The sequence below is a fragment of the Nostoc sp. TCL26-01 genome (assembly GCF_013393945.1).
Lineage (GTDB): Bacteria > Cyanobacteriota > Cyanobacteriia > Cyanobacteriales > Nostocaceae > Trichormus.
The window spans coordinates 71,822-98,230 of sequence record NZ_CP040300.1; the positions used below are offsets into that span (position 1 = coordinate 71,822).

General features: G+C 39.2%; 18 protein-coding genes. 6 read left to right on the plus strand and 12 right to left on the minus strand.

Annotated features, from left to right (window positions below; all coding sequences use genetic code 11):
- Positions 1–92 precede the first annotated feature (92 nt).
- Complete coding sequence (locus FD725_RS31130; protein WP_179052043.1) at positions 93–734, plus strand: site-specific integrase; 642 nt, start codon at positions 93–95, stop codon at positions 732–734.
- Between the two features lie 338 nt (positions 735–1,072).
- Here FD725_RS31130 and FD725_RS31135 read toward each other — a convergent pair whose 3' ends face one another.
- Positions 1,073–2,755, minus strand: coding sequence for an alpha/beta fold hydrolase (locus FD725_RS31135; RefSeq protein ID WP_179052044.1), 1,683 nt, complete (start codon positions 2,753–2,755; stop codon positions 1,073–1,075).
- Positions 2,756–3,312: 557 nt separating this feature from the next.
- Between FD725_RS31135 and FD725_RS31140 the strand changes: the two genes are divergently transcribed.
- Both FD725_RS31140 and FD725_RS31145 read left to right on the plus strand, forming a co-directional pair.
- On the plus strand, positions 3,313–3,831 hold the full coding sequence (locus FD725_RS31140; RefSeq protein WP_179052045.1) for a hypothetical protein: 519 nt from the start codon (positions 3,313–3,315) through the stop codon (positions 3,829–3,831).
- A complete protein-coding gene (locus tag FD725_RS31145) occupies positions 3,828–7,475 on the plus strand; it encodes a WD40 repeat domain-containing protein (RefSeq protein WP_179052046.1) in 3,648 nt (1,215 codons plus the stop codon). The genes FD725_RS31140 and FD725_RS31145 overlap by 4 nt, the downstream gene beginning before the upstream one ends.
- Before the next feature lie 168 nt (positions 7,476–7,643).
- Here the strand turns inward: FD725_RS31145 and FD725_RS31150 are convergent, their stop codons facing one another.
- The gene (locus FD725_RS31150) at positions 7,644–7,997 is read right to left on the minus strand and encodes a Spx/MgsR family RNA polymerase-binding regulatory protein (RefSeq protein ID WP_179052047.1); all 354 of its coding nucleotides are present in this window, start codon (positions 7,995–7,997) and stop codon (positions 7,644–7,646) included.
- Between the two features lie 84 nt (positions 7,998–8,081).
- Positions 8,082–8,747, minus strand: coding sequence for a hypothetical protein (locus FD725_RS31155; protein ID WP_179052048.1), 666 nt, complete (start codon positions 8,745–8,747; stop codon positions 8,082–8,084).
- 189 nt (positions 8,748–8,936) lie between these two features.
- On the opposite strand from FD725_RS31155, the gene FD725_RS31160 reads away from it, so the two are divergent.
- From FD725_RS31160 to FD725_RS31170, 3 genes are all read left to right on the plus strand, one after another.
- On the plus strand, positions 8,937–9,278 hold the full coding sequence (locus FD725_RS31160; protein WP_179052049.1) for a hypothetical protein: 342 nt from the start codon (positions 8,937–8,939) through the stop codon (positions 9,276–9,278).
- 70 nt (positions 9,279–9,348) lie between these two features.
- Positions 9,349–9,636: a hypothetical protein gene (locus FD725_RS31165; protein WP_179052050.1), complete on the plus strand. Its 288-nt coding sequence runs from the start codon at positions 9,349–9,351 to the stop codon at positions 9,634–9,636.
- Positions 9,636–10,031: a type II toxin-antitoxin system VapC family toxin gene (locus FD725_RS31170; protein ID WP_179052051.1), complete on the plus strand. Its 396-nt coding sequence runs from the start codon at positions 9,636–9,638 to the stop codon at positions 10,029–10,031. The genes FD725_RS31165 and FD725_RS31170 overlap by 1 nt, the downstream gene beginning before the upstream one ends.
- Positions 10,032–10,303: 272 nt before the next feature.
- On the opposite strand, the gene FD725_RS31175 is transcribed toward FD725_RS31170, so the two are convergent.
- The 9 genes from FD725_RS31175 to FD725_RS31215 all read right to left on the minus strand — a co-directional run bounded on the left by FD725_RS31175 (position 10,304) and on the right by FD725_RS31215 (position 26,027).
- Positions 10,304–13,492 (minus strand): DEAD/DEAH box helicase, encoded by a 3,189-nt coding sequence (locus tag FD725_RS31175; RefSeq protein WP_179052052.1) that lies wholly within the window; start codon positions 13,490–13,492, stop codon positions 10,304–10,306.
- Between the two features lie 3 nt (positions 13,493–13,495).
- Positions 13,496–13,906, minus strand: coding sequence for a type II toxin-antitoxin system VapC family toxin (locus FD725_RS31180; protein ID WP_179052053.1), 411 nt, complete (start codon positions 13,904–13,906; stop codon positions 13,496–13,498).
- Complete coding sequence (locus FD725_RS31185; protein ID WP_179052054.1) at positions 13,903–14,139, minus strand: antitoxin family protein; 237 nt, start codon at positions 14,137–14,139, stop codon at positions 13,903–13,905. The genes FD725_RS31180 and FD725_RS31185 overlap by 4 nt, the downstream gene beginning before the upstream one ends.
- Before the next feature lie 69 nt (positions 14,140–14,208).
- Complete coding sequence (locus FD725_RS31190; protein ID WP_179052055.1) at positions 14,209–17,148, minus strand: DUF1156 domain-containing protein; 2,940 nt, start codon at positions 17,146–17,148, stop codon at positions 14,209–14,211.
- 11 nt (positions 17,149–17,159) lie between these two features.
- A complete protein-coding gene (locus FD725_RS31195; protein WP_256872038.1) occupies positions 17,160–17,666 on the minus strand; it encodes a hypothetical protein in 507 nt (168 codons plus the stop codon).
- Between the two features lie 3 nt (positions 17,667–17,669).
- A complete protein-coding gene (locus FD725_RS31200) occupies positions 17,670–20,723 on the minus strand; it encodes an ATP-binding protein (RefSeq protein WP_179052056.1) in 3,054 nt (1,017 codons plus the stop codon).
- Between the two features lie 560 nt (positions 20,724–21,283).
- Positions 21,284–22,573, minus strand: a complete 1,290-nt coding sequence (locus tag FD725_RS31205) for a hypothetical protein (protein ID WP_179052057.1) — start codon at positions 22,571–22,573, stop codon at positions 21,284–21,286.
- Positions 22,574–22,587: 14 nt separating this feature from the next.
- Positions 22,588–23,436 carry a hypothetical protein gene (locus FD725_RS31210; protein ID WP_179052058.1) on the minus strand — a complete coding sequence of 283 codons (849 nt, stop codon included), beginning with the start codon at positions 23,434–23,436 and terminating at the stop codon, positions 22,588–22,590.
- Between the two features lie 77 nt (positions 23,437–23,513).
- The gene (locus FD725_RS31215; protein ID WP_179052059.1) at positions 23,514–26,027 is read right to left on the minus strand and encodes a dynamin family protein; all 2,514 of its coding nucleotides are present in this window, start codon (positions 26,025–26,027) and stop codon (positions 23,514–23,516) included.
- Positions 26,028–26,409: the final 382 nt, after the last annotated feature.

The window sequence follows — 26,409 nt, forward strand, 5'->3', positions numbered from 1 at the left end:
GGACGCTCTTAGATAGCAACCACATCCCCAATTAAATAAAACTTGAGGCTACACCTGCGATAATAATTTACTATCGGGGGTGTACAGCAACAGTGAAAATTGACCGACACGGCAAAGCAAAGGTTCTGACTCAGCAAGAAATTCAACGCCTGTTCACCGAAGGTCTAACAACAGTGCGTGACCGTACCCTATGTGCTGTCATGCTCTACACTGCCTGCCGTGTCAGAGAATGCGTCACCCTAAAAATTACAGATGTCCTAGATCGCAAAGGCAAAGTCCGGCCAGAACTCATCATCCGCAAGGGCAACACTAAAGGTAAACTAGCCACGCGCACTATCCCAGTGCTAGACGATTTGCGCCGACACCTGGAAGCCTACAAACCCAAGACTTCCATAGATGGCTACCTTTTCCCCGGACGCTGGGGACGGGGACATTTGCATGAAGACTATGCAGCCCTGATCTTTCGGGAAGGATGCAGACTGGTTGACATAGAAGGAGCATCCAGTCACAGTTGCCGCCGCACAGCGTTAACGATCATGCACAGAAATGGCGTACCTCTGCGAGTCATTCAAGAAATCAGTGGTCATCGCAACTTAGAGCAGCTGCAACGTTACTTAGAAGTAGAATCAGATCAAATTCGGGGAGCGATCGCCATGTTGAGTATGCTGACCCCGGTGGCAACGGATATGGATGGTAAAGAAAGTCCCAAAAACGAACAATACCAGCCGTTCTAGATCGGGATATGAGTGTTTATCGATCTAGGGGGAAAGCAGTAGGGATGGGGGTTGGGAGCGTTTTAGCTTAACAAACAGAGACGTACAATTTTTCTGGCGATGGGCTAGACTTCGACATAGGCGATCGTTCAAGAGAGCAGGGTGAAGTCCATCGCATCAGTTGATATCATTTAACTGGGTAATAGAATCCATCTTTAATAAAAAGACATCTATGCTCATCTAAACATAACTGCTGGGGGGGTGCGGGTTTGGAGCGTGAATTGGATAACCGCAAGAAGGAATGCTTCGGGTTATGGGCTACCTCTGGAAGCCATGATCTCTGTTCTGTGCAAGTCGCTTCAGATAATGTCCAAGATGACATAGGTAATAATGATTGCAAGTACTGACCAGAACACCTGAACTAAGCAACCTTGAAAGATCAACCAACCAACGCCAACCCCTACCGTCAAGACCACAAGCCTGGCTACATAAGGCATCGCGTTTGAAAACTGGCGGAAGTAACCAGGTGATGAACTCAGCGTGGCAGGTTCCTGCACAGTTCCATTAAAAACGAAGTCTACAAGGATATCTTGATAGTCGGGCTTCAGCGCCTCACCGTGACCCCCAAAGTAATATGCGACCTCGTGTGTCGCGTTGCCTTCAAATCCAGCGAACCCACCCGTCCCTACGTCTTCCATACGTAGCCCACGCAGGGCGTTGCACAGCAGGGCTACGGGCCAATCGCGGTTTGCCCGATCATTGCGTACCTGGTTTACCTGACCTCTTTCCATTAATTCTTTCCAAGGAAAACTAGTCGGCAAAACGCTGCCGACTAGGGCTACGTTATTGAATCGCATACCAGGTGTAGTGAGCAAACTTTGACCTAAGATATATGTTCCATTGCTGTGGGCCATGATGTCGAACTCTGCGGTCGGATACTCAGCTAGTGCCTCAGTGTACCAATCCTGGAACACCACGATATTCTTCCTACGGACACTAGGCAGCACAAATCTTGCTGCGGAGAAGTAGCCATAAGTCGGTTGCTTAACGATTGTGTAGAGATCCCGTGTACTGATACGCCGCTCTATTCCCTTAATCCAGTCATCGACATTGGAAGCGCGTATTCCGTGCAGTAGGAAGACAACCCTCTTAATTGAAGCATCATTATGCTCTGTCTCTAGAGCGCCTACAGGCTCATCCGGAAACTCACCAATAAAACCCTGTCTCAGGACGGCGTATCGCAGTTCCGGATCTGCTGCAAATTCGAGCCGATACAATCTCCTATGGTCGGCATCTGGGACTTGAAGATAGTGACTTCTTGGGAAGGCCAATACATCCTTGCTATCCTCCCTGCGGACGATACCGTCTCTTGAACCCAGGATCTGTACAACCAGTGGTGGACGCTTCGGGCAGTTGTCTGTCCAAAGTTCGCCCCTCCGATGTGCCTCAGTTAGCGCCCCGAAGTGCCGAATCCAGTTGATCCTCAAGTTAGTCAAGAAGTTAGAGCCTCGTTGGGTATCTTCCAACAGTAGATGTGGCAAAAACGGGAAGATACGGTTGATCCACGCGAGCGGCCAAATCCAAGGTACTCGCCTCAATTCAACACCACGATTGAGTGATGCTAAAAGAACTATCCGACTTACATATTGCCCCCATTCAGACGCATTTTCCCCTGCTACAGCACCAGCAGCCAGCAGATACGCTTGCCGCACGATGAGTCCACCCATGCTGTGTCCAACGAGAACCACATCGTTGAACCCACCCGATCTGATCCATTCCGCAACAATCTGGCTGTGCAGTTGAATCGCTAAATCATCAATACTACCAATGCTCCACCACTTTATTTTGTGGTCGAAAAGCAGCCATTGAGCTTCATGAGGTCTAAATTTTATCTCTTGCTCAAGCCGCTCTCGTAGTAGCCCCCAGAGAGAACACCGACCCATAAACCCTGGCACGAGTACGACCAGCCGCTTCTGCTTCGTAGCCTCACTCGAAGTAAATACAACTCCTGTAAGGGATGCTTCTGAATTGCTTTGCATCATTCCTCTCTTCCGGGGGTTTGCTCTTGCGTCTCCGAATCGCGTGACCTCCCCCGCTTAATATCCTGTTCATGGGGATTGGGTTTCTAAGACAAATTAGAACTATAACTCTGCCCTAACCTCCACTTGTTTAGCAACTATACTTTGAGCCGCAGATGTGCGCTCTAATACGTCATGCACAATCTTACCCTGTAAATCTGGTTGATGTTGCAAAAACTTTTTAAGAATGACTGATTTTTAAAATACCTATCTTGTTTCAGTAGTTTGTTCTCTGGCTAACTAAAGCTCAATCGCTTCTTTAGCTGGTGCTGCACCAATTAAACGATGGGGCGTGAAAGCAAACATTTTCAACCTTGATTACACGTTGTAGCCCAATTGTGGAATTGGCTAGATTTTCCAAAACTGAATTTTCTACTGCTTTAAGAAATGCAACTATCCTTAAATGTGAAATTTTATAAACAAATTGTGGATTTTTGTGGCTAAATCCAGGGAAACAACCAAAATACTTCGATTTGGATTTAAATTTTGGTAGATTATGATACGAGTTAAGTATACTATGTATGCCAAAATACAGCGTTAGCGAAGTTTTAGACATTATTAAAAGCTTCACAGCCGAAGAAAAATTAGAACTGCAACAGTCTCTACCTAGTGTTTTAGATACTATAACTACTCCTGCTAAAACTGCGGAGTCCCATTCTCAAAATATTGGGGGTATCAACATTGGTAGCGGTAATTCTGATATTGCATTTAATCAACAACAGGCAGATCGAGGAAGCAGTTTAAATCAAAGCAGGACTCAGGCTACGCTTCAGAATACTAATGCACAGGAAGCTCTAACTTTTCTCTCAAAATTGAAACAAGATATTACGACAAGTAATGCCTTAAACGCTATTGAAAAGAAAACTTTAGAAGTCCCGTTACAGACAATTGAAGGGGAATTGAAAAAGCCTCAGCCAGACAAAAGTTTAGTGGAACAGTCTATCGAAGCACTGAAAAAAGGTTTAACGGGAGTAGCAGAATTAGCTGAACCAGTGTTGAAACTAGCTCCTCTTGTCGCTAAGGTATGGGCAGGGATATGAACCAAGAATTCCCTAGTAGTCAACAAAATATTAGTAATGTTTCAATTGGTGACAGTAACGTTGTCACCTTTAATCAAACTCAGATTCTACAAATCTCTGTTGCGGAGATTAAAACCCGTCAATTTATACAAACTTCTCCCTATAAAGGGTTAAAGAAATTCGAGTCAGCAGACAAAGACTTGTTTTTCGGACGTGACCAATTTCTGACAGGTTTAGTAAATGAACTGGAACAAACTAACTTAATTTTGCTATTAGGGGCTTCCGGTAGTGGTAAATCATCAGTAGTGCGTGCTGGGTTGATTCCTTGGCTTTCACAAAAATGGGGGTCGCATTTGGTCAATCTGACGTTGACTCCAGATATTGATCCGTTTGAATCTTTTTATGCGAGTTTACTTAGTAAATACAAGCAAGCCGAAGCCCAAATTGCCCGTAATGCTCAACCTGACACTCTAACTGAGGTAGTGAAAAGCCTAAAGCAGCCTAATGAGCATTGGTTCATTCTTATCGACCAGTTTGAAGAATTATTTACTACAAGCCTTGCTGACAAGCGCGATAATTTTATCGCCAGCTTAGTGCAATTGAGTAAAACCAAGGAGCATTCCGTCAAAATTATGATGACGATGCGGGCTGATTTTCTTGATAGGTTAAGCCCTTATCCCCAACTAGTAAAAGCTACGGATAGGCATCGTCCGCTAATTGCAGAAATGCAAATAGATGAGTTGCGATTGGCAATTGAGCAACCTGCTGCTCAATATGGTGTAGTATTTGAGACTGGGCTAGTAGAAGAAATCATTAAGGATATCCAAGGACAAGCAGGGTATTTACCTTTATTGCAATACACCCTAAATCTGCTGTGGGAAACAGAAGTACAAACTGGCAGCATCAATGACCGCACTTTGAATATTAGTACCTACCGGGAATTGGGTGGAGTTAGAGGTGCGCTACAGAAACACGTAGATCAAATCTACAGCGCATTGCTAGAACCAGAAAAATTAGCAACTCAGAGAATCTTCCTCAAACTGGTAGGCATTGGTGGAAATTCTGAATCTATTACAGAATGGAAGCCTGTTCGTAGACGGGCAAATCGTTTTGAGTTTAGCGATCAACTTGAGCAAAGTGTACTGGTGAAGTTTATTAATGAAAATCTTTTAGTCAGCGATCGCCAGCCACAAGCTCAAGAATCTACAGTAGAAATCGCCCATGAAATCTTGCTTACTTCTTGGGAAACACTGAATACTTGGATTAAGGAAAATCGTCAAGCAATAGTACTCCGTAATCGTCTCAATGATGATGTAGTACGTTGGCAATCAAAGAAAAAGGAGGATGAACTTTGGAGTGGATCAAGGTTAGAGCAAGTTTTAGAGCTTAGAAAAGACCCAACGTTTAACCAAGTTCTGGGGGGATTTAGTGAGGCAGGTTCCCAGTTTATTGATGCCAGCGTGGGATTGCGCGATCGCCAACGGCGCAGAACTATTATCGGACTTACTAGTTTTTCTGCGTTTGCACTCTTCTTGGCTGGCTTTGCAGGATGGCAATGGCGGCAATCAGAAATAGCTAAGAGCGATGTTTTGATTCGTTCTGCTGAGATACTCTTGAGCCAGGGTAAAGAGTTTGAGGCGCTGATAGAAAGTTTACAAGCAGGAATATTATTGCAACATCTAAAAGCTAAACCCTCAATGCAGTTGGTGACTACTTTATGGCAAACTGTTTCCGATGTAAAAGAGCGCAATCTCTTAGAGGGGCATAATGATTCAGTCAATAGTGTCTATTTTAGCCCAGATGGCAAAATCTTAGCTTCTTGCAGCAATGACACTATTAAATTATGGGATGTCACTACAGGCAAGGAAATTCTTACCCTTAACGAGCCTAATAATAGAGTCTATTACATCCGTTTTAGCCCTAATGGTAAAACCTTAGCTGCTGTCACTTCTAAAGGTATCAAACTCTGGGATATGGCTATGGTACGGGAAATTCGTACACTTAGTGTAGGAAATAACACTTTTGGATACGAGGAATCTCCGATCAGCGTCAGTTTTAGTGCTGATGGTAAAACGTTGGCTTTTGGCTTTAGTGACGATACTATCAAGATTTTGGATGTCGCTTCAGGAAAAGAAATCCGCACTTTCACTGGAGCTAATGCCGATCTCGATACTGGTATATCTTTTAGCCTCGATGGCAAAACTTTGGCTTCTAGAAGAAACAAGACTATCAAAATCCGGAATGTAGCCACGGGTAAAGAAATCCGTACTTTTGCTGCTGTTAATATTGATTTTGATACTATTATTAGTTTTAGTCCTGATGGCAAAACATTAGCTTTTACGGCTACTGACAATACTATTAAACTTCGAGATATCGCTACGGGAAAAGAAACACATATTATTACTGGAGCTAATGCTAAATTTAATACTATAAATTTCAGCCCGGATGGCACAACCTTGGCTTTTGGTAGCAATGACAACACTATCACACTTTGGGATGTCACCACGGGTAAAAAAATCCACACACTAACTAGACATAATGGTTCGATCAATAGCGTCAGTTTCAGTCCTAATGGTACAACCCTGGCTTCTGGCAGCAATGACAACACGATCAAACTTTGGAATATCACCAAGAGAAAAGAAATCCGTACTCTCAACGGGCATAGCGCTACAATCCGTAGCGTCAGTTTCAACCCTGATGGTAAAACGTTGACTTCTCGCAGCGATGACAACACAATAAAACTTTGGGATATAACTACAGAAAAAGAAATTCGCACTTTCAAACCCTGGAATGTAGCCACTGGCAAAGAAAACCGTCCTATCACTAAGAGCAATAGTGTAGTCAATGTCAATTTTGCTTCTGATAGCAAAACTTTGGTTTCTGGCGGCTCTGATGGAATTATTAAACTTTGGGATGCCAGTACAGGCAAAGTCATCCACACCATGACTGGGCATAGTAATGCAGTCATTAGCGTCAGTTTCAGCCCTGATGGTAAAACCTTGGTTTCTAACAGTTATGATGAGACTATCAAACTTTGGGATATCGCCACAGGCAAAGAAATTCGTAGCCTTAAAGATGAACAATTTCTTACCTTCAGTTTCAGTTTCAGCCCTGATAGCAAAACTTTGGCCTCTCCCAGTTCTCCAGCAATCCAACTTTGGGATGTCGCTACGCTAAAGAAAATCCGCACTCTCACTGGGCATAAAAGTACAGTTAATAGTGTCAGTTTCAGCACTGATGGCAAAACCTTGGTTTCTGGCAGCAATGACAAGACCATTAAACTCTGGGATGTCACCACGGGAAAAGAAATTCGCACTCTCACTGGACATACCGCTAGAGTTAATAGTGTCAGTTTCAGCACTGATGGCAAAACCTTGGTTTCTGGCAGCGATGACAAGACCATTAAACTCTGGGATGTCGCCACGGGAAAAGAAATTCGCACTCTCACTGGACATACCGCTAGAGTTAATAGTGTCAGTTTCAGCGCTGATGCCAAAACTTTGGCTTCTGGCAGCGATGACAAAACGGTGATTTTGTGGAATTTAAATTTTGATAGTCTACTTGTGCGCGGTTGTAATTGGGTAAGTGCTTATGTGCAGAACTCCACCGCTAAATTCAAGGATAGCGAGAAGCATCTTTGCGATGGTATCAGTACTGAAAAATAAAGGGAAAACTAATAATTTAAAGGTTATTAATTTCATTACGCCTAATAGTCTCATTACACATTAGAGCCAGAACGTGTAATCGCGCCCCAAGTATGATCACGATAAATGGGTAGGGAAATTAGGCTATGACGATCTAGTTGGGATGTAATGGGGGTAGTAATTTGGAGATTAAAGTCCTAATTTTTCTCGAATGACTGTTTCATCTTTGAAGCCTACCAGCACGGCTATTCCATATTTGACGAAAAGCGGACGTTTGAGCAGCATTGCGTCGTTAGCGAATGCGTCAATCCATTGTTCGTCAGTCCAAGTCTTCTTTTCTTCACCCAAAGCGCGGTAGGATTGGCCAGAAGTGTTCCGCATGGGAGCAGAACCCAAAGATTTCACCCAGTTTTGAATCTGGTCACGGGTAGGCGGAGTTTCTTTGGTGTTAATAAATTCATAGTCAATGTTGTGGTTTTGCAACCAGTTAAAAGCTTTTTTGCAAGTGCCGCAGTTGGGAATGCCGTAAACTTGAAGAGACATAAAATAGTTAATCAAGAATTTCCATAACATCTTTATATATACACATGGCTGGTGTAAGTTCTTGCCATTGCCTGAGCGTGAGCTTCACTTTACCGGATAATATAATCCATCGTCCCCAAAACGCCAACCACGGGAAGCGGGGTCTCTATGGCGGCTCCATGACTCAAATTCGGATGGAGTATTGTTTTCTCGCTCTCTGGAGAGACTTAATTCATCAACACCCAATCTTCGAGCTAGATTTTCCCCAGCCAAGGACTGAATTTCTACTGATTGACCATGAAACTGATGCGATGATGAAAATTGCCTTCTACCTGTATTTCCCTGTTGTCGAAGCTGTCCAAGTGCGTTGTTGAGTTTAGCAAGGTTATTGGCAACAGTTTCTAGCTTTTCTTCTAATTTATTCAGTTGTTGTGCTTGTTGCGGCGTGGATGTTGATTCTATACCTTGTTCTATACTCTGGGTGAGTTGCCCTAAAACAGTTTCTATTTGCTGTAAGCGATCGTCTATACAGCTTTCTATACTCGAAGTATTGTTTACCTGATTTGCTTCCAGTGCAGTGAGTCGGTTAATTATCTGGTGTAGAACATCTTCTATACCATTTTCAACAACTTCCGTCTCCCCTAGTATATGATGCAGACCCTGGACTACCAACTCTGTTGCTGAGGTGTTGCGTTTTTTGGCTTCAGCTCTGAGTGATTCAACTAAAGACTTGGGAAGTTTAAAATTTACCGATTCCCGTTCTATAGCCATTAAAATACCTACGCAAAAGCAAGACTCGTCTTTAGCTAGTTTACTGTGTGCTGAAGAACAACTCAAACTATTTCCTTGTCCCTTTTCACTTAACTAGCAATTTCGGTTAGTATATTTAAAAACAAATCCTGGTTGACGGTTGGTTATTAGTTATCAATTGTTATGATTAATTAATGGAGGAAATAACAAATGAATCAATATGATTTTAGTGTGAAACTAAAATCTACAGGACAAGCTGAGGCGTTCAAAGATTTAGAACTGGCGAAAAAAACAGCAGAAAGCAGAGGAATTACATCAGCACATCCATCTAAAAAAGAACTCGAATCTGTATCTATACCATTAGAAATATCCGCTAAAATCCATCAGGAAACATTTGACCTGTCAGGAGTTGTCAGAATATCTAGAAGTAGTGGTATGTCTTTCAGATTTTATGAAGTTCCAGATGGTAAAGATAAATTGATTCAAGAATGGTTTGATGCTTGTCAGCAAAAATTATCGGATAAAGTTTCTAAATTAATTATTGAATCTTAAACAAAGCTACATTATGACTTTCTTTACTAACTATTATCAGTTAACTAATAATTACAGGAGAAAATTCAATATGAAAGTTAGAGGCATAAAACGTGGTCAAAATATTGAAATATTAGAACAAATTCATAATATTCCAGATGGAACAGAAATCATAGTAGACTTAGGATTTATTGAAAGTCAAATTACAGAACCACAACAACCATTAACAGAAGCAGAAAGACTAGCGAAACTTAATCAATTATTTGGATCTTGGAAGAGCCAACCTGAATTAACAGAAATTTTTACAGAAATTGACCAACAACGCCATGCTTATCAAGGCAGAACCATAAATTCAATTGATAACCAAGACAAGGACTAATGTATCTACTAGATACCAATATTTGCATTGCATTGCTGAATGAAAATCCCCAAGCTGTTACTAAATTTAATCGCTTTTTCAGCCAATGCTATCTCTCCATCATTGTAGTGTCAGAACTATATAAAGGCGTTTATTGTTCTCAACAGATAGCAAAAAATTTAGAAATCTTAGCACAGTTCACAGAATTCTTACCAGTAGAACCATTTGATTTAGATGCAGCTATCGAATTTGGCAAGATTCAAAGCGAACTTAGAAAAATAGGGAAACCAACTGGAGAATTTGATGCTTTGCTCGCTGCTGTAGCTCGTTCTCGTGACGATATTCTTGTTACTAACAATATCAAAGATTTTATAAATATTCCCAATTTAAAATTAGATAACTGGTTAGAAACTTGAAAAACTTGCGTGATGAAACCTGAAAAATTAGTTACTCCAGCAACTCTCACAATACAATTGGCGACTTTTACAGTGATCGCTGAGATACGCTCACGCGCAATAGTGATCACGCTCTTGCCGTTATCTCGGCAGACACCTAGCTAACTCAAGCTAATTAGCTTTAAGTGATAGAGAAGAAGAGCTACGCAGTGTCCCTCTGGAAATTTGAAAGTTTTAAACTTACTCTGTAAGTTTATAGTTACGAAGGCCAAAAGTCGCAATCTCTATGGTTTCTACTCAATACCATCAACAATGGGAAATAAAGGACTCCCAGGCGACCATAATTCTGTACTATCTGGGTGTTCGTCAAAGTAATCAGGCTTAGTAGTAACTCGCAAAGTTTCCTTCATTCCCGGCATGGAAAATTTGTATTCGCCATCCTGCATGAGTTGAACATCAATCCCAGGAGGTAATAAAGAAGGACTTTGTAGTATTTGGTCTAAAGTTTTCAAATCATATAGTGGTTCTGGACGTGGAAGTTCTTCTAAATCAGCTTCGGTAATTACGTCCAAATCAAAACTATCTGCTTGAGCTTGACGAATGCTGCTATCCAATTCATTAACCAGGGCTGCTCGTTGTTCCTCTTTTTGAGTGCGGCTAGATAAAGCAGCATTGGTAATACTTCTAGGTAAGGTGGCTAAAATAGGCTGTAACTTACCCACATACTGAGAGAATAAGCCAATTCGTTCTCTTAAAGCCACATAAACATCTGTTTCTACAGTATTTTCATAGTGTAAATTAATAATTTTAATATTTTCAAAAACTTGCCCTAAGCGGTCAATCCTACCAATTCTCTGTTCAACTCTCATAGGATTCCAGGGCATATCATAGTTAATTAATGCTCCACAAAATTGAAAGTTTAAGCCTTCGGCTGCTGCATCTGTACAGAGTAGGATATCAGCTTTACTTTCTCGAAAGATTCGCTTAGTGTCATCTCTAGAAATAACTCGCCAATTGCCATTACTTACAGTTAATTCTCCTCCACGCCCTGAAAAGCAAATAACTTTATATTGTTCTGTTTCAATTAAATACTGACGCAGAAAATCCATAGTGTCAGTATATTGAGTAAATATAATTATTTGCTGGTAATTTTCTTGCCTAAGCTTTTGCACTTTCTGGCGTAAAACCTGAGCTTTAGTGTCAATTGGTAGTTTCTTAACTTGTCTTAACAAAAATTCTAAATCGCTTACTTCTTCTGCTTTTAAGGCTACAATTTCTAACTGATTAGCTTCTTCAGTATCCATTGTCTCGTCTGAATTTTCATCATCAGAAAGGTTTTCTTCATTAGATTCGACTTGAGAAGTGTTACCAGTTTTCAGAGTATTAATTCGCTGATTTAGTGTATGTTCTAAAGCCGCGAAACTACTAGACAGACGACGACGATAGATAGTCATCACAAATCCGACAGCATTTTTATCAGATTGAGAAGCATTATTATACGTAGTAGAAATATAATCTTCAACTGCTTCATAGGCTTTTCTTTCATCAGCAGTTAAAGTAACAAATCCGTCTTCAACAATACGATTAGCAATACGACTACTAATTTTTCCGGCTTCGTAATAGCGACGCAATAATTCACGGGTATGGCGCGAAATGAGGCGATTAACAGGGGTATTACTTCGCATGATGGCGATCGCAACTCGTCTTTTGTCGCTGTTGAATTGTTTTCTGGGTAGGGTGGCTTCATCTCTGAGGGCTTGCAATACTTTTTTGGTGGCTAATTTACTACCACCTGGAACAAATTTTTGGGCAGCTTCCAGGGCTGTTTCGCCAAACTGCGCTTCAACAGCACGAAACAACCGTGCCATAAATTCAAATTGATCGTGGCTAGGGTTAAGTGTACTGGCATAATCAAAGAAATGGCGGAAGTTTCCTAGATCCCACTGTTGAGGTAGCCCTAGTAAATTCAGTAAATCCCAAACTTCTATAGGACTAACTTGCATGGGAGTTGCAGTTAATAAAACTAAACCTTGAGTTCTATGTTTTAACTGCTGTATTAATCGCAATAATTGATTAGGCCCTTTAGGTTGAGTACCACTGACACCCTGGCGGCGGGCATGATGTGCTTCATCGAGAAATATTAAGTCGTAAGGTTCGGTTTCATTAATTAATTCTTTGGCGCGATCTGCTCTTCGCATTAAGTGGCTGGAGGTAATGACAATCGGTTCTTTGTGCCATTCCTGACGGCTGACAGGTTTAATAATGGGTTTACCTAACACCCTCAAAGCTGGGCAATCATACCAAGTTAGAGTTTTACCATCATAAATAGGAACATTCAGGTTGAATTTTTCTCTGAGTTCAATTTGCCATTGAGTCAGAACCGCTTTGGGTGCAAGGATAAGAATTCGTTTAGCTTTACCTGCTAACCAAGCCTGACGAATCAATAATCCAGCTTGAATCGTTTTACCTAAACCAACTTCGTCAGCAATGAGGAGTTTGGGAGGCCAGTTTTGATAAAGGCGTTGAAAAGCCTTGATTTGGTGAGGATAAGGCGTAATTGCACAGGTAGCTTCGCCAACGCGATCGCCTTTTTCGGGGATTGCAGGGCCGTACTGGATCAAGCGCCAAAGCTGTTTAAATTGTTCTTGCAGATCCAGAGGCTGATTCTTTTCAACAAAAACTGTTTCATTGCTATCAGGGTTTGTAGTGAGCGATTTATCGCTCAAATCAGCACTAGAAGGCTGACTAATGACTTCTGACTCAGGAATTCCTTCTAATCGCTTTGGTTTTTGATCATTAGGTGGAAGATAACTGAGGAGTTGTTCTTTTACCGCAGTAGGAACATCAATGACTAAACAGCGTTTAGCTTGGTTTGTCCAGAGTTTAGCAAAGCCTCGTTCCTCTTCATCTAAATGGAGTTTTGTTCCACCCCCATCTGTAAAGACATGAAAACTCTCCCAATTTCCTGCCCAGCCTTTGGCTGTTTCATTGACACTGCCATTAAATGCTAGTCTATTGCCAGCTTTGTCTTCAATAATTCCGGCTTTTTCGTGAAAAATACCTTGTACGGGTATCGGCTGACGATCAGGAGAACAGGGTAAGGCAAGTTTAACCTCTAAATAACCCTGTGCAACCATCCAAGACAGAAGTTCTAATGCGTCTGCTTCTTCAATATTCTCTGGGATTAAGGGAAAATTAGATAGAGAACGATCTACTACTTCCCTGAGTTTTTCACCTCGTGCGATCGCTTCTACCTCTTGTTCGCCTAGAGTGCAGCCAATGACTAACCGCATGGTTCCGTTATTACGGATTAAACCCTCAATTCCTATTGCGGCTAAGGTCAAGATACGCGCCGAAAAAAAGCCTGTAGAACGGTCATAGCGTACTGCACAATTCAGCGCAGGTTCATAAAACTCTTTAATTAGACTCAATGTGTCAGAGTCGTACTTAGTCGCCCAAGTATAATCTGTAAGTAAAACCATTAGTTAAACTAACCAGTTATATATAGTCAGTCCAGAAATATGACAAAAATGGGATTGATTATTAGTAATAACAGCTATGCGATTCACCATTGCTGAAGCAGCGATTAAAATATCAGCATCCCCAATGGTAATTCCTTTTTTTCTAAGTTCCGCATAAATATCAGATGCTTGGACGATTATCTCGTCAGTCAAAGGAGTAATAATATTGTTGGCACAAAAATGTTCAAACGCTTGAAGTTGTTTGTTAGCCCCTTTAGCTTTCAATCCTCGCAGAATTTCGTAACGAGTAATAATAGAAAATGTAAAGCTGCTGTGTTGAGCTAAATATGCTTGAGCTTTAGGAATGACAACCGGATGTTGACGCATAATTGCTGACAGCGTATCAGTATCTAAAAGAACTTGCTCTTGATTCATGCTTCATTTCTATTGGTAAAAAAATAGTCTCGCTTTAAGGCAATTTCTTCAATTTCGTCAACATCCGTTTCTGATAATCCCTCATATACCTCAGATGCTAGTTGTAGCATTTCTTGAGGAGTAAGAGGATTAGTAGTGTCAACTATTAGTTGGACAGATTGTCCTTCAGTCAATTCCGGTTTTTCGAGAGGGCGAAATACACCATTTTCGTAGATAGCTTTTAAAGTTTGCATTTTGCTACTCGCCTCGTTAATTATTTAAACAACACTACACAATGATTTTAACTCCTGACTCTTTAGTATTTAAGCAGTTTGAATATTCAACCACAGTTCTAATTGTTTTGGCTGGGGAACTTTTTCGCTAAATGCTAAACGGCGCAAGCTTTCTAAGACATCGAAATCTTTAGCAGCTTCTGCAACTTCTCCTTCTTCTTCAGCAAAACCTGTATAGGTACTAGAAACAGGTAATACTTCTAATACGGCTAATAAAGCGGTTTGGAAATCTGGACTTTTATCAACTTGGTTGCTTTCTAGTAATTTCTTAGCTGCTTCTAAGCCATTGCTACGCGCACGGTTAGCAGCGTGGTGTAGTGCATCAATCATACTGCGACTACCATCTGGTGAACCTAGACTAGCTTTAGCGGCGCGTTGGCTACTATCCCATAAAATTAAATCGCTGGATTGTTTTTGTGCTAAATAACCTACAATTTCTTTGTCTAAATCTACGCCTACAACTCTGGCTAATCGTAGGGCTTCATCGTAGGGAAAACGAGGAGCTTCAAAAGCATCCCAAGCTAATACAAACCATTCAGTAATAGGGTCTAAATTTGTTTGGCGTTTTGTGCCTAAAAGCTGTTCCATACGCCATTGTTTCACTTCCCTTCTAGCTGCGTCTAGCGCATCTTCTGGGGTGACTGCATAGGGGTCAAATTCATCAAATAAACTGGTTTGTTTACTTTTATGTTTCGTTTTTGGTTGAGCTTTAGGAGTACCGCGAGTTATAGGCCAGTGTTGGGATAATTCTTGTAAGGCTGGGCCAAAGCAGGAAAGATATAAATCAACGCCTTTGATGCCATATTTTTGAAATTCTTGGACTCGTTTTCTGACAGCTTTAGCAACATCTTTTTCTACATCTTCCCAATAAACGATATTTTCTTCAGATTTGGGAGGACGGGGACGACAAACAAGGAATATTGTACTTTTAGCGGCGGCTTTGTCTTTGATGTGCAAACTTCCTTCGGCTTCAGTGTTGATAGGCCAAGAAGCGGTAATAGTAAATCCCGCTTCTAATAAACCACTGGCTAAAGCATCCCACGCGCCTTGGGCTTTATGGGTAAACATGAGGGCGAGAATACCGTCTTCTTTTAATACACGGCGACATTCATTAAAAATACTCGCCATGCGTTCTTGATAGTCTTTGGTTGCTAATGCTTTTGCACCTTTTTCGCCTTGAAATTTTGCAGGGTTGGCTACGGCTTCATTTTCTTTATCTGTTAGTTGGCGGGTGAAAAATTCGGGATAAACATAACCTGCGGTACGCTTTAGCCAAACATAAAAGAAATCACTAAGTTCTGCATACATCACATTGTCATAATAAGGAGGGTCAAATACAATAGCATCTATGCTTTTATCTTCTAAATGAGATAGATTATCTCCTGAATCATTTGTGATTGTAATATTAGGTATAGTAAAGTATGACGTATTTAATAATTGAAGTTGCTTACTTTTGCTGTTAGCTTTTTTGGTATCAATGTCTGGACGACTTGATTCAATAAGTTCGGCAATACATTTACCCGTTTGTTCTATCGCCCAATCATAACCTAAACCCGTTATGAGAGGTGACATTTCAGCGTAAGACCAGACGAAAGCAAAATCATGTCTATCAAAAATAGAACGTACTCTACCTGTTGTTGTATCCCAACGTCCTGAACGAGAATTATAATTCAGCAATTTATCTAAAGCAAAGCTTAAATAAATAAATGCTGATTTTGTAGCTTCATCTAATGTCCCTTGGGCTTCTTCTTTCTCTAATATTTCTCGAAATACTTCTACACTTGTACCATGACCAAGTAGTTGACGTGGATGAAATAAATCTCTCCAAAATGGCATTCCATATTGAATTGGTCTATCATCATTAATATCATGAGGTATAGGTTCAATAGGAATAATATCTAAAGTTTCCCATTCAATTAAATTTTTCTCTAACTTTGTCTTAATTTCTGCTGAGTTATCATCGCTAGATAGAGGCGCACGGTATCCTCTTTCCCATTTCTCTCGTGTTTTACCTGTTTTGGTTGTAGAAACGATTCTTTCTTTATACACAACAGCAAATAATTGGTCGCCCATGTCTCCTGCTTGTGCTTGAGCTTTTATTTCATCACCTGACACAACTCGATGACAATCAGGATAAGGACATTGAGCATCACCTCGGCTAACTGTTCCGGCTGATTGGTCTTTGCTTTTATGGACGATTTCAAATTCACAAATACGCTTATTTACGTCAGGCTTTAAACGTACTCCTGTACCATCTGGTGCAAGTTTCCAATTAGGAGAAAGCGGAATAATTCCTTCGCAATAGGGACAGCATATAGTACGGGCGTAAAGATAATTAGTTGAAATCGCATTTGCTTTAGGTTCTTGAGGATAAAATTCTTTTAACCTTTCTTCTCGTAACTTGATAAATTTATGAGAAATCCTATTAAATTCTTCTAAAACCTGTAAGCCATTTGTTATAGGAAATTCAATAGTTGCTTTGAGAATAAGCGAAGCAACAGGATTAATATCATTAGCAAACGTATTTAAACCTAATCTTATTGCTTCAAAAGGAATACTACCTCCGCCAGCAGTTGGATCTAAAACTGTAGGGCTGTTTAAACCTATTCTGCGACTTTCATAATTTAACCATTCTCTATCTGCTTCTGAAGGAATATAAGAAAAAGCACGTTTATAAGTATAGGCTTCACCTTCAAAACGTTCTCCTTTCCTTCTCGCTAAATCAATTTTTCTACGAGTTGCAATAGGATCACCATGAATACCTAAAACATGAAGAAACTTTTCATGATCAACATCCGCAGGTAATAAAGAAGCTAAAACCGCAGCGCGTGACGCTACCAAAGGTCGCCTTGCCCACCAAACATGGAGATAATAAGTAGGTGGTAAAGCAGTCATTGAACGTCTTTCTCTAGCACTTTCCTCACCAATTTCCGCTACAGGTAGCCACTCTTCAATCAAACGTCGGGTCATTGTTTATTCCTTTAATCTTTATTTGGATCTGTCAACAAACAACGCAACGCCATCAAAACTCGTCTGGGATTTTTACGGTGCATCGCCATTCCCAACCAATAAGCAGCTTCTTCCTTACCCATAACTTCAATTCCCTCAGCACAACAGCGCATATTTTCCCGATTTCGCATTGGTGCTAACACGCGAAACATTAAACCCATTCTCAAAGCCTGTTCTTCATCAAGATCAAAATCTTTGATTTTTCCTCGTTGCAATTTGGTTAAATCAATATCTATCTGTTTGAGTTGACGTAGTAAACGATGTTCAATCAAACCGAAATTTCTACCTTTAATTCCAGCAACACGTTTAGGATTTTTGAGATGTGGTGTAGCAGGACAAGGTAACTGCCAAATTTCTAAAGATAAATCGCTTCCTGGCAGCTTTTCTACTTTTAATTGATAGTGAGGTTTACTCAAATTCTTAGTGAAAGAATTATGGTGATGTGAAAATTGACTTAAGGGAAGAGTAGCAACAACCATTTTTTAACACGCCTCTGCATAAGCTTCTACAAAAGCTGCACCAGTAGCAAATCTGGCAAGCTTTTCTGTTATTGTTTCCGGTTCATTTGTATTGAGGTCTAACCCGTTGGTGTAGGTTAAGGTAAATGTTATTTCTATGTGAGTTTCAGGTGCAGCACGTAATTGAGGTTGCAAGAAATCTTTAATCGGTTGAGCATCACTCACCTGTCCTGTAAACTCGATACTAAAACTACTGCTATTAGTAGTTTCATATTCTGCATTTAGTTTTACTTGTTTATCTGCACCCGACACAGTATTAATGACACCAAGCAGCTTAAATCCGTCGCTACCATCAAAAACCCTTAAACTGAGTCGGCTAATTTTCTTAATTTGGGCGTTGCGTGCATCTTCCCAAATTTTGGTTAAAGCTTCCCGTAAGGGTGCTTCTGCTTTGAAAATATTGGGATGAGAAGGTGATATTACAGGTATTTCTTTAGAATCTTCGGTAGTATCAACGCTATAACTACCGCTTTTTTCCCCTACTTTAGATGTGGTAGGTTGATTATCTCCATCAGCAATATTACCTGTGTCAGTTTCTATTATTTCACTTGGTTTCTTAACAACAGGACGAGGCCAAATACCTCGCTCTTTGGCATAAGTTGATGTAAAAACAATTGACTGTTCATCAATTTTAATTTCGGCGTAAGGGTCGCCCTGTCCTAACAGTAAATCTCCACTTTGATAAACGTAAATTCCCTGTTCAATCCCCAACCGCACCATTTTAATAAAGGGGTCATCACTAAGCATGATGGGAAACCGGGGGTCTTTGCGAAACTCTGCTCTGAGTTCAGCCGTGCTGATTTGTCCTTTTTTCAAAGGTGTCTGATCTCTTATATAATTTGGTGCAGGAGGATCACTATTAGGTGGGAGTAATTTTTGGTTATCCAGCAACGCTTTGACAATTTCTTGTTGTCCATTCCCCGGACGTTCGGAAACAGAAGGTAAATCAAAGGCTGTATGAGCTAAATCAACACTTGCTCCCTCTAGACGGTTACGAGACGGGTAAAACAGATGACGATAACACTGTTGAATAATAATTGCTAATTCTTGTTCAGACTTATTGTAAAGTTCGTTAACTTTCTCTTGCTGGTGTTCTGGTAATTGTGCTAAACGGTCAGGCGATCGCATCGCATCTAATGCCAAGCGATAAAGCATCTTATTCTTCATTTCATCACGAGTGGCATCGTCAGCAACCAGAAAGACCAAATTATTCAGTAATTGACGAAACTTTCCTTGAGAACCTTGAGTGCGGTAAATATTTTCCACTAACTGCGGTACTGTCACCGCTTCATTACGAACTGTCTCAGCATCGTAGCTAATCAGTACCAAGTTGGGTTTACCGTCCGCTACATCATCAGCTACATCGTAGGCTCCACCTGCAAAGGGAATCAAATTAAAGGTTTTCCCAGCCGAAAAAATAGTACGAATCCGGTCTTGCAACAGATTTCTGGCTTCGTTCGTATCCACCTGTTTTGTCTGGCGGCGAATGAGAACACCAAGATTGACTTCTGTTAAAAACCGTAACGGTGCAACCGGACGGTCATCTAAATAGGCAGATTCAGCAATAAACCTCTGACGCGCATCATTAATAAAACTGATATCCAAACCAGAGGCGAGGATAGCGTAACGCAGATTTACCTCGTCTATACCTTGTAAACTGTCATTAAACGCAAAGGTATTCCAAAGAATATTACGAGCGACAAAAGAAGCATAGGGAGCTAAACCCGCATACCATTTAGCATCTAACTGTTGTGCTAGGGAAGTTTCTTTTTCGGTTGCTGCTACGTCATTTTGCATCACAGGGTCAAAACGCCCTAATTCTAAACGAGTGGTAATCTCATCTCGAATGGGAATGTAGCCGGGATTAACATGATGTAAATGAATAGCGTAGGTATTTGCAGGTTGTTCTTGCCAAAGATGAGCAATGGTTCGTGTCAGTAACCTCAACATTCCTCTGACACGCTGAAAGGTACTCAGCGTTGAGAGTTTATCTGTAAATAAATCCATCAACCCCGAATGAAAAGGAAAACCATTGCGAAAATCAGTTACTCTGTCTGCATTCACCCGTTCAGTTGGTAAATCACTGCGATGAGTCATCCATAATTGCTCGTAATTACGAATTACTTCCTCGGCTGCATCTTCATCAATATAAGAAAATAATCGGCGGCGCAAAACCTGTACAGTTTCTTGTTCGGTCGTTGGGTTTAAAAGTGTGGCTACTCGACCTGCTACTTTAGTAGCTTCATCAAGTTTTTCTGCTACGAACTCATTTTCTTGGGAATAAGCATCTGTGGCTTTCCCTTCTTTACCAACTGCTAAAGTAAAAACTACACAAGCTTTTGCGTAAGAACTCACAGCTTTAAATAAAGCAGTCAGAAAAGGTGTGAGTTGGTCTTGTTCTTTTCTGCCTTTAATTTTGCGTAAATATATAGATAATTCATCTAATAGAATTAATACTGGTTGATCACCAAATAACTCCTGAATCGTAGCCGCCCCTGGTGCAACTTTTTCTATATCACTTTTACGTACTTTCTCATATCCAGCTACCCCAGCTAATCCATAAGCCAGTTCTCCCCAAGGCGTGTAAGCTCTTAAACCATCACCGAGAGGTCTACCATTCACCGGGTCTGCATTTTCTCCGTCAAAAACAGCCAGTCTAACTGTAGTTTTGGGGACGAGTTCAGGGTCAATAAATTCCTGAATATTTTCTACACCTTGCATCCCTTGTGCAGCATGAGTCAAAGCAATCAAGCTGTGAGTTTTACCACCACCATATTGAGTATCCAAACGCAACACGGCGGAACCGCCCACGCCTTGCAGCCTTTGACAAACAGTTTTTAATAATGCTTTTAACCCTTGAGTAGGGTGAGTATTGGCAAAGAATTTGTTTGGTAAAGCATACTCTGGTGGTGCTGTACCAGTGATGACCTGAGCTAAATCTGCTGCGAAATCAGATTCTCGAATATCCCCTTTTAATATGTCAGGGCGAGGGCTACAAATTTCAAATAAGGTTTTCATTACATTTGTTTTCTTCACTAGTCTTAAAAACTGCACGTCAAAACTGCGTAGGCGCAGCCCCCCACAGGCATCTCCCATACTGAAATTAAGCAAGCGCGGATTAAGTTAACCTGCTTACTTTCACCCAGAACTAATTAGACGAATACTTTGCCACTAATGTGGTCGCATTATTGGCTACATGATAACTATAAGAATTCCGTATTACCTATGTAAAAACACCGGATTTTGGCTAAAACCAACTGCTATCTATAGTTTTTATAGTAATAATTAATGTTATCTCTATACTTACGTGAATAATGGTTCTATAATCTGATTTTTCTAGATGTAGCCCCGACCAAGCAATCCTGCTATATGACGTGTTGGCTTTCAAAACCCTTATCATTAAAGCTTTTTAGCTTGGTAATCAAACTTTTTCTTACTTTTATTTCTTACTTGCATCAATTATCATCAGCAAATAGCTCATAAATTTTAAAAATCATTGATTCCAATCTCCATTTGAGCTTGATCTCTTCAAACCCTCAAAAACTCAGATGTAGCTAAAATGATATATATGCAAGTGCTTATTCATTAGGTTGTAAGACATATAATCCGGTTGCAGCATTATAATCTGGTAAAAGATGTCGGCTACTGCTAACATTTTTACTTTCACATAAAGCAGCAAAAGATTGTAAACCGTCTAATCTTGCTGAAAGTTCGCTTAGAGTATCTAAATATTCAGCTATTGCAATTTGACGATGTAACCATGTTTGATCCCACTGGGAGCTATGGGACATTTCAAACTCTACATCAACATGAATTTTTTTAGTGCGAATATGCTCAGAAGATAGTGTGCGATCGCTGGGAGAAATTTCTACAATTCTTTCTACCCTTTCTGGAGTAATATACTCTTGAAAACGAGAATGATTAAAGCGATAAGTTGTAGATAAATAAGGGTTTTCATCACTAATTAATTCATTGCCCCATCTTTCTGCTACTTGTTTAAATTTTGGTACTTCTATAGCTAGTAATTCTCTAGCTTCTTGATGTTGACCAATTTCTAAGAGAAGTTGCGCTTCTGTTGCTGTGGCTACAGCCCAACCTTGAATAGATATATCAGTATTGAGCATTAATTCAGCATCTAATTCTGGAGTAGCTTGTAGAGCTTGGTTAGCTAAAAATAAACGTACTCTAGAAGCGACTTTTAGGGATTCTCTAGATGATTCATCGGGAAAGCGTTTGCGATCATCAAGTTCAGCATTTAAAGCAGCAATTTCTTTAATTAACATTGCTTGATGAAGATGAGAGATAGCTTTAGCAAGACTTTGTTGTTTTTGTCGGTTATCTTCTACTAATAAAAAAAGATACCCAAGTTGCCCAGAGATAATATTTAAACGATGCTCAACACGATCTAAACTGACTCCAACTTGGCTAAAACCTTTTTGTATACTACCTTCAATACGATATAAGCTTGCTTCCATTCGGTCAAAACCTTCCTCCATAGACTGTTGAATATGACCTAATTGCTTTTGAATTTGGTGTAATTTATAGCCCATATAGGCGAAGCCAAGAATACTGACACCAAGATTTAAAACACTTGCTCCAGCAGCTACTTGACTTAAACCCATTACTGAGGATAAAGTTTTTTCAATGCCTAATAATTTATAATAATTAACACCTTCACCAATGACCTTAGCTCCGCTAATTACTGTATTAGTTACTCCTGGCGCTTCTACTAAATGGCGGACGATTTGGCCTGCATTTTCTGTACCAGCAGCCCAACGAATAACACTACCATAGCGTTTCATCGAGCCATCTAATAAACCTTTGATAATATCTGGATTATTAACTAAAAGAGTGGTATCTATTAACATTCTTATTCTCACTTCTAGCGATTATAAACTTCAAAATTTTCGTATGCTTCCATTTGAAGCCTTGGAGATATAGTAAAATTAACGACTAAATCAGGTAATTTACGAAAAGCATCATATCTATCAAGTTGATTAATATTCGGCTTAAATCCTTCTTCACTTTGTTTTAGTTCAAGGCAGACTAAGTTAATGTCGTATTCTGATTCTCCTGCTGTCACTGAATAATTTTTGAGATTGGCTTGTTGTTGATTAAAGTTATTTTCAGAACCTAGCCATAAATATTTTGTAAATTTATAAAGTTTTTCTGCATCCTTAATATCAATGACTTGTTTAGCATCTAATAATTTAATAAAATCTGATTGTGATGCAGAAATTACTAAAACTAAAAATTGTTTAGGAATTCTTTGAATTGAGGGAGATGGATAATTATCAATATGTCTAGTTTCTGCTGCACGAGTTCGCTGTTCTGGTTGTTGATTGAGCTTATAAAGCAAATAACCAACTGCTGTAATAACGAAAGCAATAAGTGCAATCATTTTCATATTTTGACTCTTTATATTTATTAGCGCAAAAATTCTGTTGACTAATTTATATAATTGACTTTCTTCATCATATTTCTCTAAGCCTAAAAATGTTAGTCTTTGTTGCTGTTTTGGTTTCCATTCTTCATAAATATAAATTGTTAATTCTTGTATTTGATTTAGCTGGCTATATCCTCTCAGAATATAATCAGCGATATTTTTAGGTAAATCAAGTTGATTACACCAAATTTTACTAGCATGATATAGAAAAAAATAAACAGAGTTACGACCTGGAAATTCACTGCATATTTGTTCAGTTACTTCGTTTAATTTTTTAACAAACATAATCAAAGATTAATCATTAAGAAATGAAATATTTTAGTTGGAAGCAAGATGCTCCCTAAAATTTGATAAAAGTAAAATCAAGATTGACGTAAATCTTTTTCTAACTTTTGATAAATTCCTGTTGCATTATCTTTTAGTACTTCAAAATTATGCCAAAACTGTTTTTCATGTTCAAAATTATCCTCGATAATGCCTAATTGCTTTTCCAAAGCACGTTCAGCTAGATTAGTGAGGTCATTAACAGAATCTTCAAAGATACAGCTAACATAATCTAAGCGTTTGAGAATCCAGTCTAGTAAAATATCCCATAAACTTCCTTTTCCTTTCTCAATTCCACTTAACCATTGTTTTGCCATTAAATCTGGGGATGGAAGGAAAAGTTCAATATATTCTACATCTGCGGTAATATCACGAGTTACGGACTCTGTATAACTACGGGTTACAGGTTTTGTTTTGGTTCTACTTTTTGTACTTTGAAAACACGAACCACTTTGATAATATTCTGTATAGCTTTCATCTTCTGTTTTTGTACGTATTACGTTTTCGGTTTTCTGTCCAACTATTTCTGTCTTTTTAGAACGATCTTGCTTAATAGTATCTGAAATTTCAAAAAATTTCTCAGGTAAAGTTGGTAGATTTTGAGCTAATTTTTTACGGAAATCACTTATTGCTGCATTTTCAAAATCAATTGAAGAATCAAGGCTGTCTTCAGCGAAACAAATCTTTAATCTCTCAATTTGTTCATCAATTAATGATTCTAAAGCTTGTTCAAATTGTTTCGATTTTCCTTGGAGAAAGAACTCTGCTCTGGCTGTTATAGCTGCTCTAATAGTGTGATATAAAAGACGAACATGGCGTTCATTATGCTCAAGTTCTTTCTGTCCTTTCTCATCATCAGCACGTACACGCTTAACTAAATATTCTGACTCACAAGAAAATTGGCTTATTCTTCGACTAACATTATCATAGGTTTTAGCGATGTCATCAGCTAAGGAAGGTGATATAACTTCCCGTAGCCTATCTCTTAATTCAAAAGTTCCTTGATTATTTTTAAGAGCATCACGAACTGGAACAATTAAAACATCCGTTAAATCTCCTTCTACCTCACTGACAGCATCAAAAATTAGAGAAAACCCATTACGGCCTTTTTTTTCAGCATTTTTTTTAATTTTAAGCCTAATCTGCGGATTATCAGTTTTTAAACCTCCTATTAAATCCTCAATTTCAGCTTTAAATTCTCTGCCTATCTCATTGATATTTTTATGTAAAATGTGTCTAATTTTATTTAATTTACCCCTTTCTTCCTCAACTTGTTCTTGATTATAAATTTTTCGTGTTTGAATTAGGACATCCAGAAATTGTGATAAAGCCGAATAGTTATCAAATACATCCACTAAAGCTGGGAGTATTACCAGTTCTGCAAATGATTCTTGAACTCGTATACGGAAGCGTTCCCAAAGTTCTCTACCACCGCTCCATTCTAAACAATAGTGGAGAATTTGCCGCATGATTTCATCATCAATAGGCTTATTATTGTCTATATCATCTTCTATATCACGAAACCAATGTTTTAAATCTCGATTTTTTTTAGTATTTAATTTAATTATCCCAGCACAATCTTGAAACATTGCTTGGATGAATTTTAACCGTGTCTGTTGATCAACTTTTGATGCTTGGTTAAAAGCTCCTGCTCCCCAAGCACATTGGGCATAATATAAAAGACGAGCATTAAAAGGCAAAACATCAGGAAGTTCTGGAAGTGATAAAACGTCTTTAATTTCTTCTCTTAATTTATTAATTCGCACTTCTAGAGGTAAATCATCTGCTCCTCGTTGATCAACTCGATTCAAGATAAAAATCATTGAATCTGTGCGTCCCTGTAAATATTCGACAACTTTCTTTAATTCTTCTAATAGACGTTTTCTATGGTCATCATCCACTTGCATATAATCTAAAGCAACTAGACTAAAAGCTTTATTAACTTGTTGTTGAATAGTTGCCAAATTAGCTCTATCTTGAACTGATTTAAGCCCAGGTAAATCAATCAATTCTACTCCTATCCCTTCAGGTAAGCCTAGTAAGGAAGAATCACAAGCAGGTAAAAGAGGAACATAAGCTGTTAGTTGTGGTGCAACATACTCTTGCTTTTTACGTGCATCGTGATATGAGTGCATTACTCTGCGAATACGTTGATATAAATCGTCATCACTTAACCCCGTCCATTCACCAGTTTCCCACGCTGCATTCTCTGTGTCTACAATGAATAATTTTCCTTCCTGAGAATGTTTTAGGGTAAGGACTCCACCACTCATCTCACCTGCTTCAATTGGTGCAATTTTACGACCAATCAGCGCATTAACAATGGTTGATTTTCCAGAAGAAGTTGTCCCAATAGTTGCAATACGAAAACTAGGATTGTCTAATCGTTGGACTGCTTCTTGATAAACAGTTAAAAATCCTTCTAAGCAAGATTTAATACCAGGATCATCAAAAATTTCAGGAGATGAGTTAACTAAACGTGAAACTGAATTACCTAATTCTTGTAAAAGACTATGGGTATTGTTTAATTTAGAAACAATATTAAGTTCCATTTAATTTTCTCTCTAATGTCCAAATTGAAGTAATGTAGCTATACCAATAACTTTGAAAATAGCACCAAGTTTGATGATGCTATTGAAGCGGCAGTTGCAACACCACTTAGTAGCTTAATTTTAAAAAATATTCCCTAAAATACGAAAGTCTATTTCAAATTAGACGCAAAGCCATCTAATTTAAATGAGTAATATTTCGGAAAAATAAAAAATAACTTTATGTATTAATACAGTATTCTTACTGATACAAAACTTTTGGTAATTTATTTGAATACTTGCTCTTATTGCTGAGTAAATATGATTTTTGGTTGATTTATAAGATTAACAATTACTAGTTATTCTTCAGTGATATTTTGACTAATATCTCTTTTTTATTATTCAA

Excerpts from the sequence above, each read along its gene's own strand:
- FD725_RS31135 (WP_179052044.1), bottom strand. The coding sequence starts at position 2,755 with ATGATGCAAAGCAATTCAGAAGCATCCCTTACAGGAGTTGTATTTACT.
- FD725_RS31140 (WP_179052045.1), top strand. The coding sequence starts at position 3,313 with ATGCCAAAATACAGCGTTAGCGAAGTTTTAGACATTATTAAAAGCTTC.
- FD725_RS31145 (WP_179052046.1), top strand. The coding sequence starts at position 3,828 with ATGAACCAAGAATTCCCTAGTAGTCAACAAAATATTAGTAATGTTTCA.
- FD725_RS31150 (WP_179052047.1), bottom strand. The coding sequence starts at position 7,997 with ATGTCTCTTCAAGTTTACGGCATTCCCAACTGCGGCACTTGCAAAAAA.
- FD725_RS31155 (WP_179052048.1), bottom strand. The coding sequence starts at position 8,747 with ATGGCTATAGAACGGGAATCGGTAAATTTTAAACTTCCCAAGTCTTTA.
- FD725_RS31160 (WP_179052049.1), top strand. The coding sequence starts at position 8,937 with ATGAATCAATATGATTTTAGTGTGAAACTAAAATCTACAGGACAAGCT.
- FD725_RS31165 (WP_179052050.1), top strand. The coding sequence starts at position 9,349 with ATGAAAGTTAGAGGCATAAAACGTGGTCAAAATATTGAAATATTAGAA.
- FD725_RS31170 (WP_179052051.1), top strand. The coding sequence starts at position 9,636 with ATGTATCTACTAGATACCAATATTTGCATTGCATTGCTGAATGAAAAT.
- FD725_RS31175 (WP_179052052.1), bottom strand. The coding sequence starts at position 13,492 with ATGGTTTTACTTACAGATTATACTTGGGCGACTAAGTACGACTCTGAC.
- FD725_RS31180 (WP_179052053.1), bottom strand. The coding sequence starts at position 13,906 with ATGAATCAAGAGCAAGTTCTTTTAGATACTGATACGCTGTCAGCAATT.
- FD725_RS31185 (WP_179052054.1), bottom strand. The coding sequence starts at position 14,139 with ATGCAAACTTTAAAAGCTATCTACGAAAATGGTGTATTTCGCCCTCTC.
- FD725_RS31190 (WP_179052055.1), bottom strand. The coding sequence starts at position 17,148 with ATGACCCGACGTTTGATTGAAGAGTGGCTACCTGTAGCGGAAATTGGT.
- FD725_RS31195 (WP_256872038.1), bottom strand. The coding sequence starts at position 17,666 with ATGGTTGTTGCTACTCTTCCCTTAAGTCAATTTTCACATCACCATAAT.
- FD725_RS31200 (WP_179052056.1), bottom strand. The coding sequence starts at position 20,723 with ATGAAAACCTTATTTGAAATTTGTAGCCCTCGCCCTGACATATTAAAA.
- FD725_RS31205 (WP_179052057.1), bottom strand. The coding sequence starts at position 22,573 with ATGTTAATAGATACCACTCTTTTAGTTAATAATCCAGATATTATCAAA.
- FD725_RS31210 (WP_179052058.1), bottom strand. The coding sequence starts at position 23,436 with ATGTTTGTTAAAAAATTAAACGAAGTAACTGAACAAATATGCAGTGAA.
- FD725_RS31215 (WP_179052059.1), bottom strand. The coding sequence starts at position 26,027 with ATGGAACTTAATATTGTTTCTAAATTAAACAATACCCATAGTCTTTTA.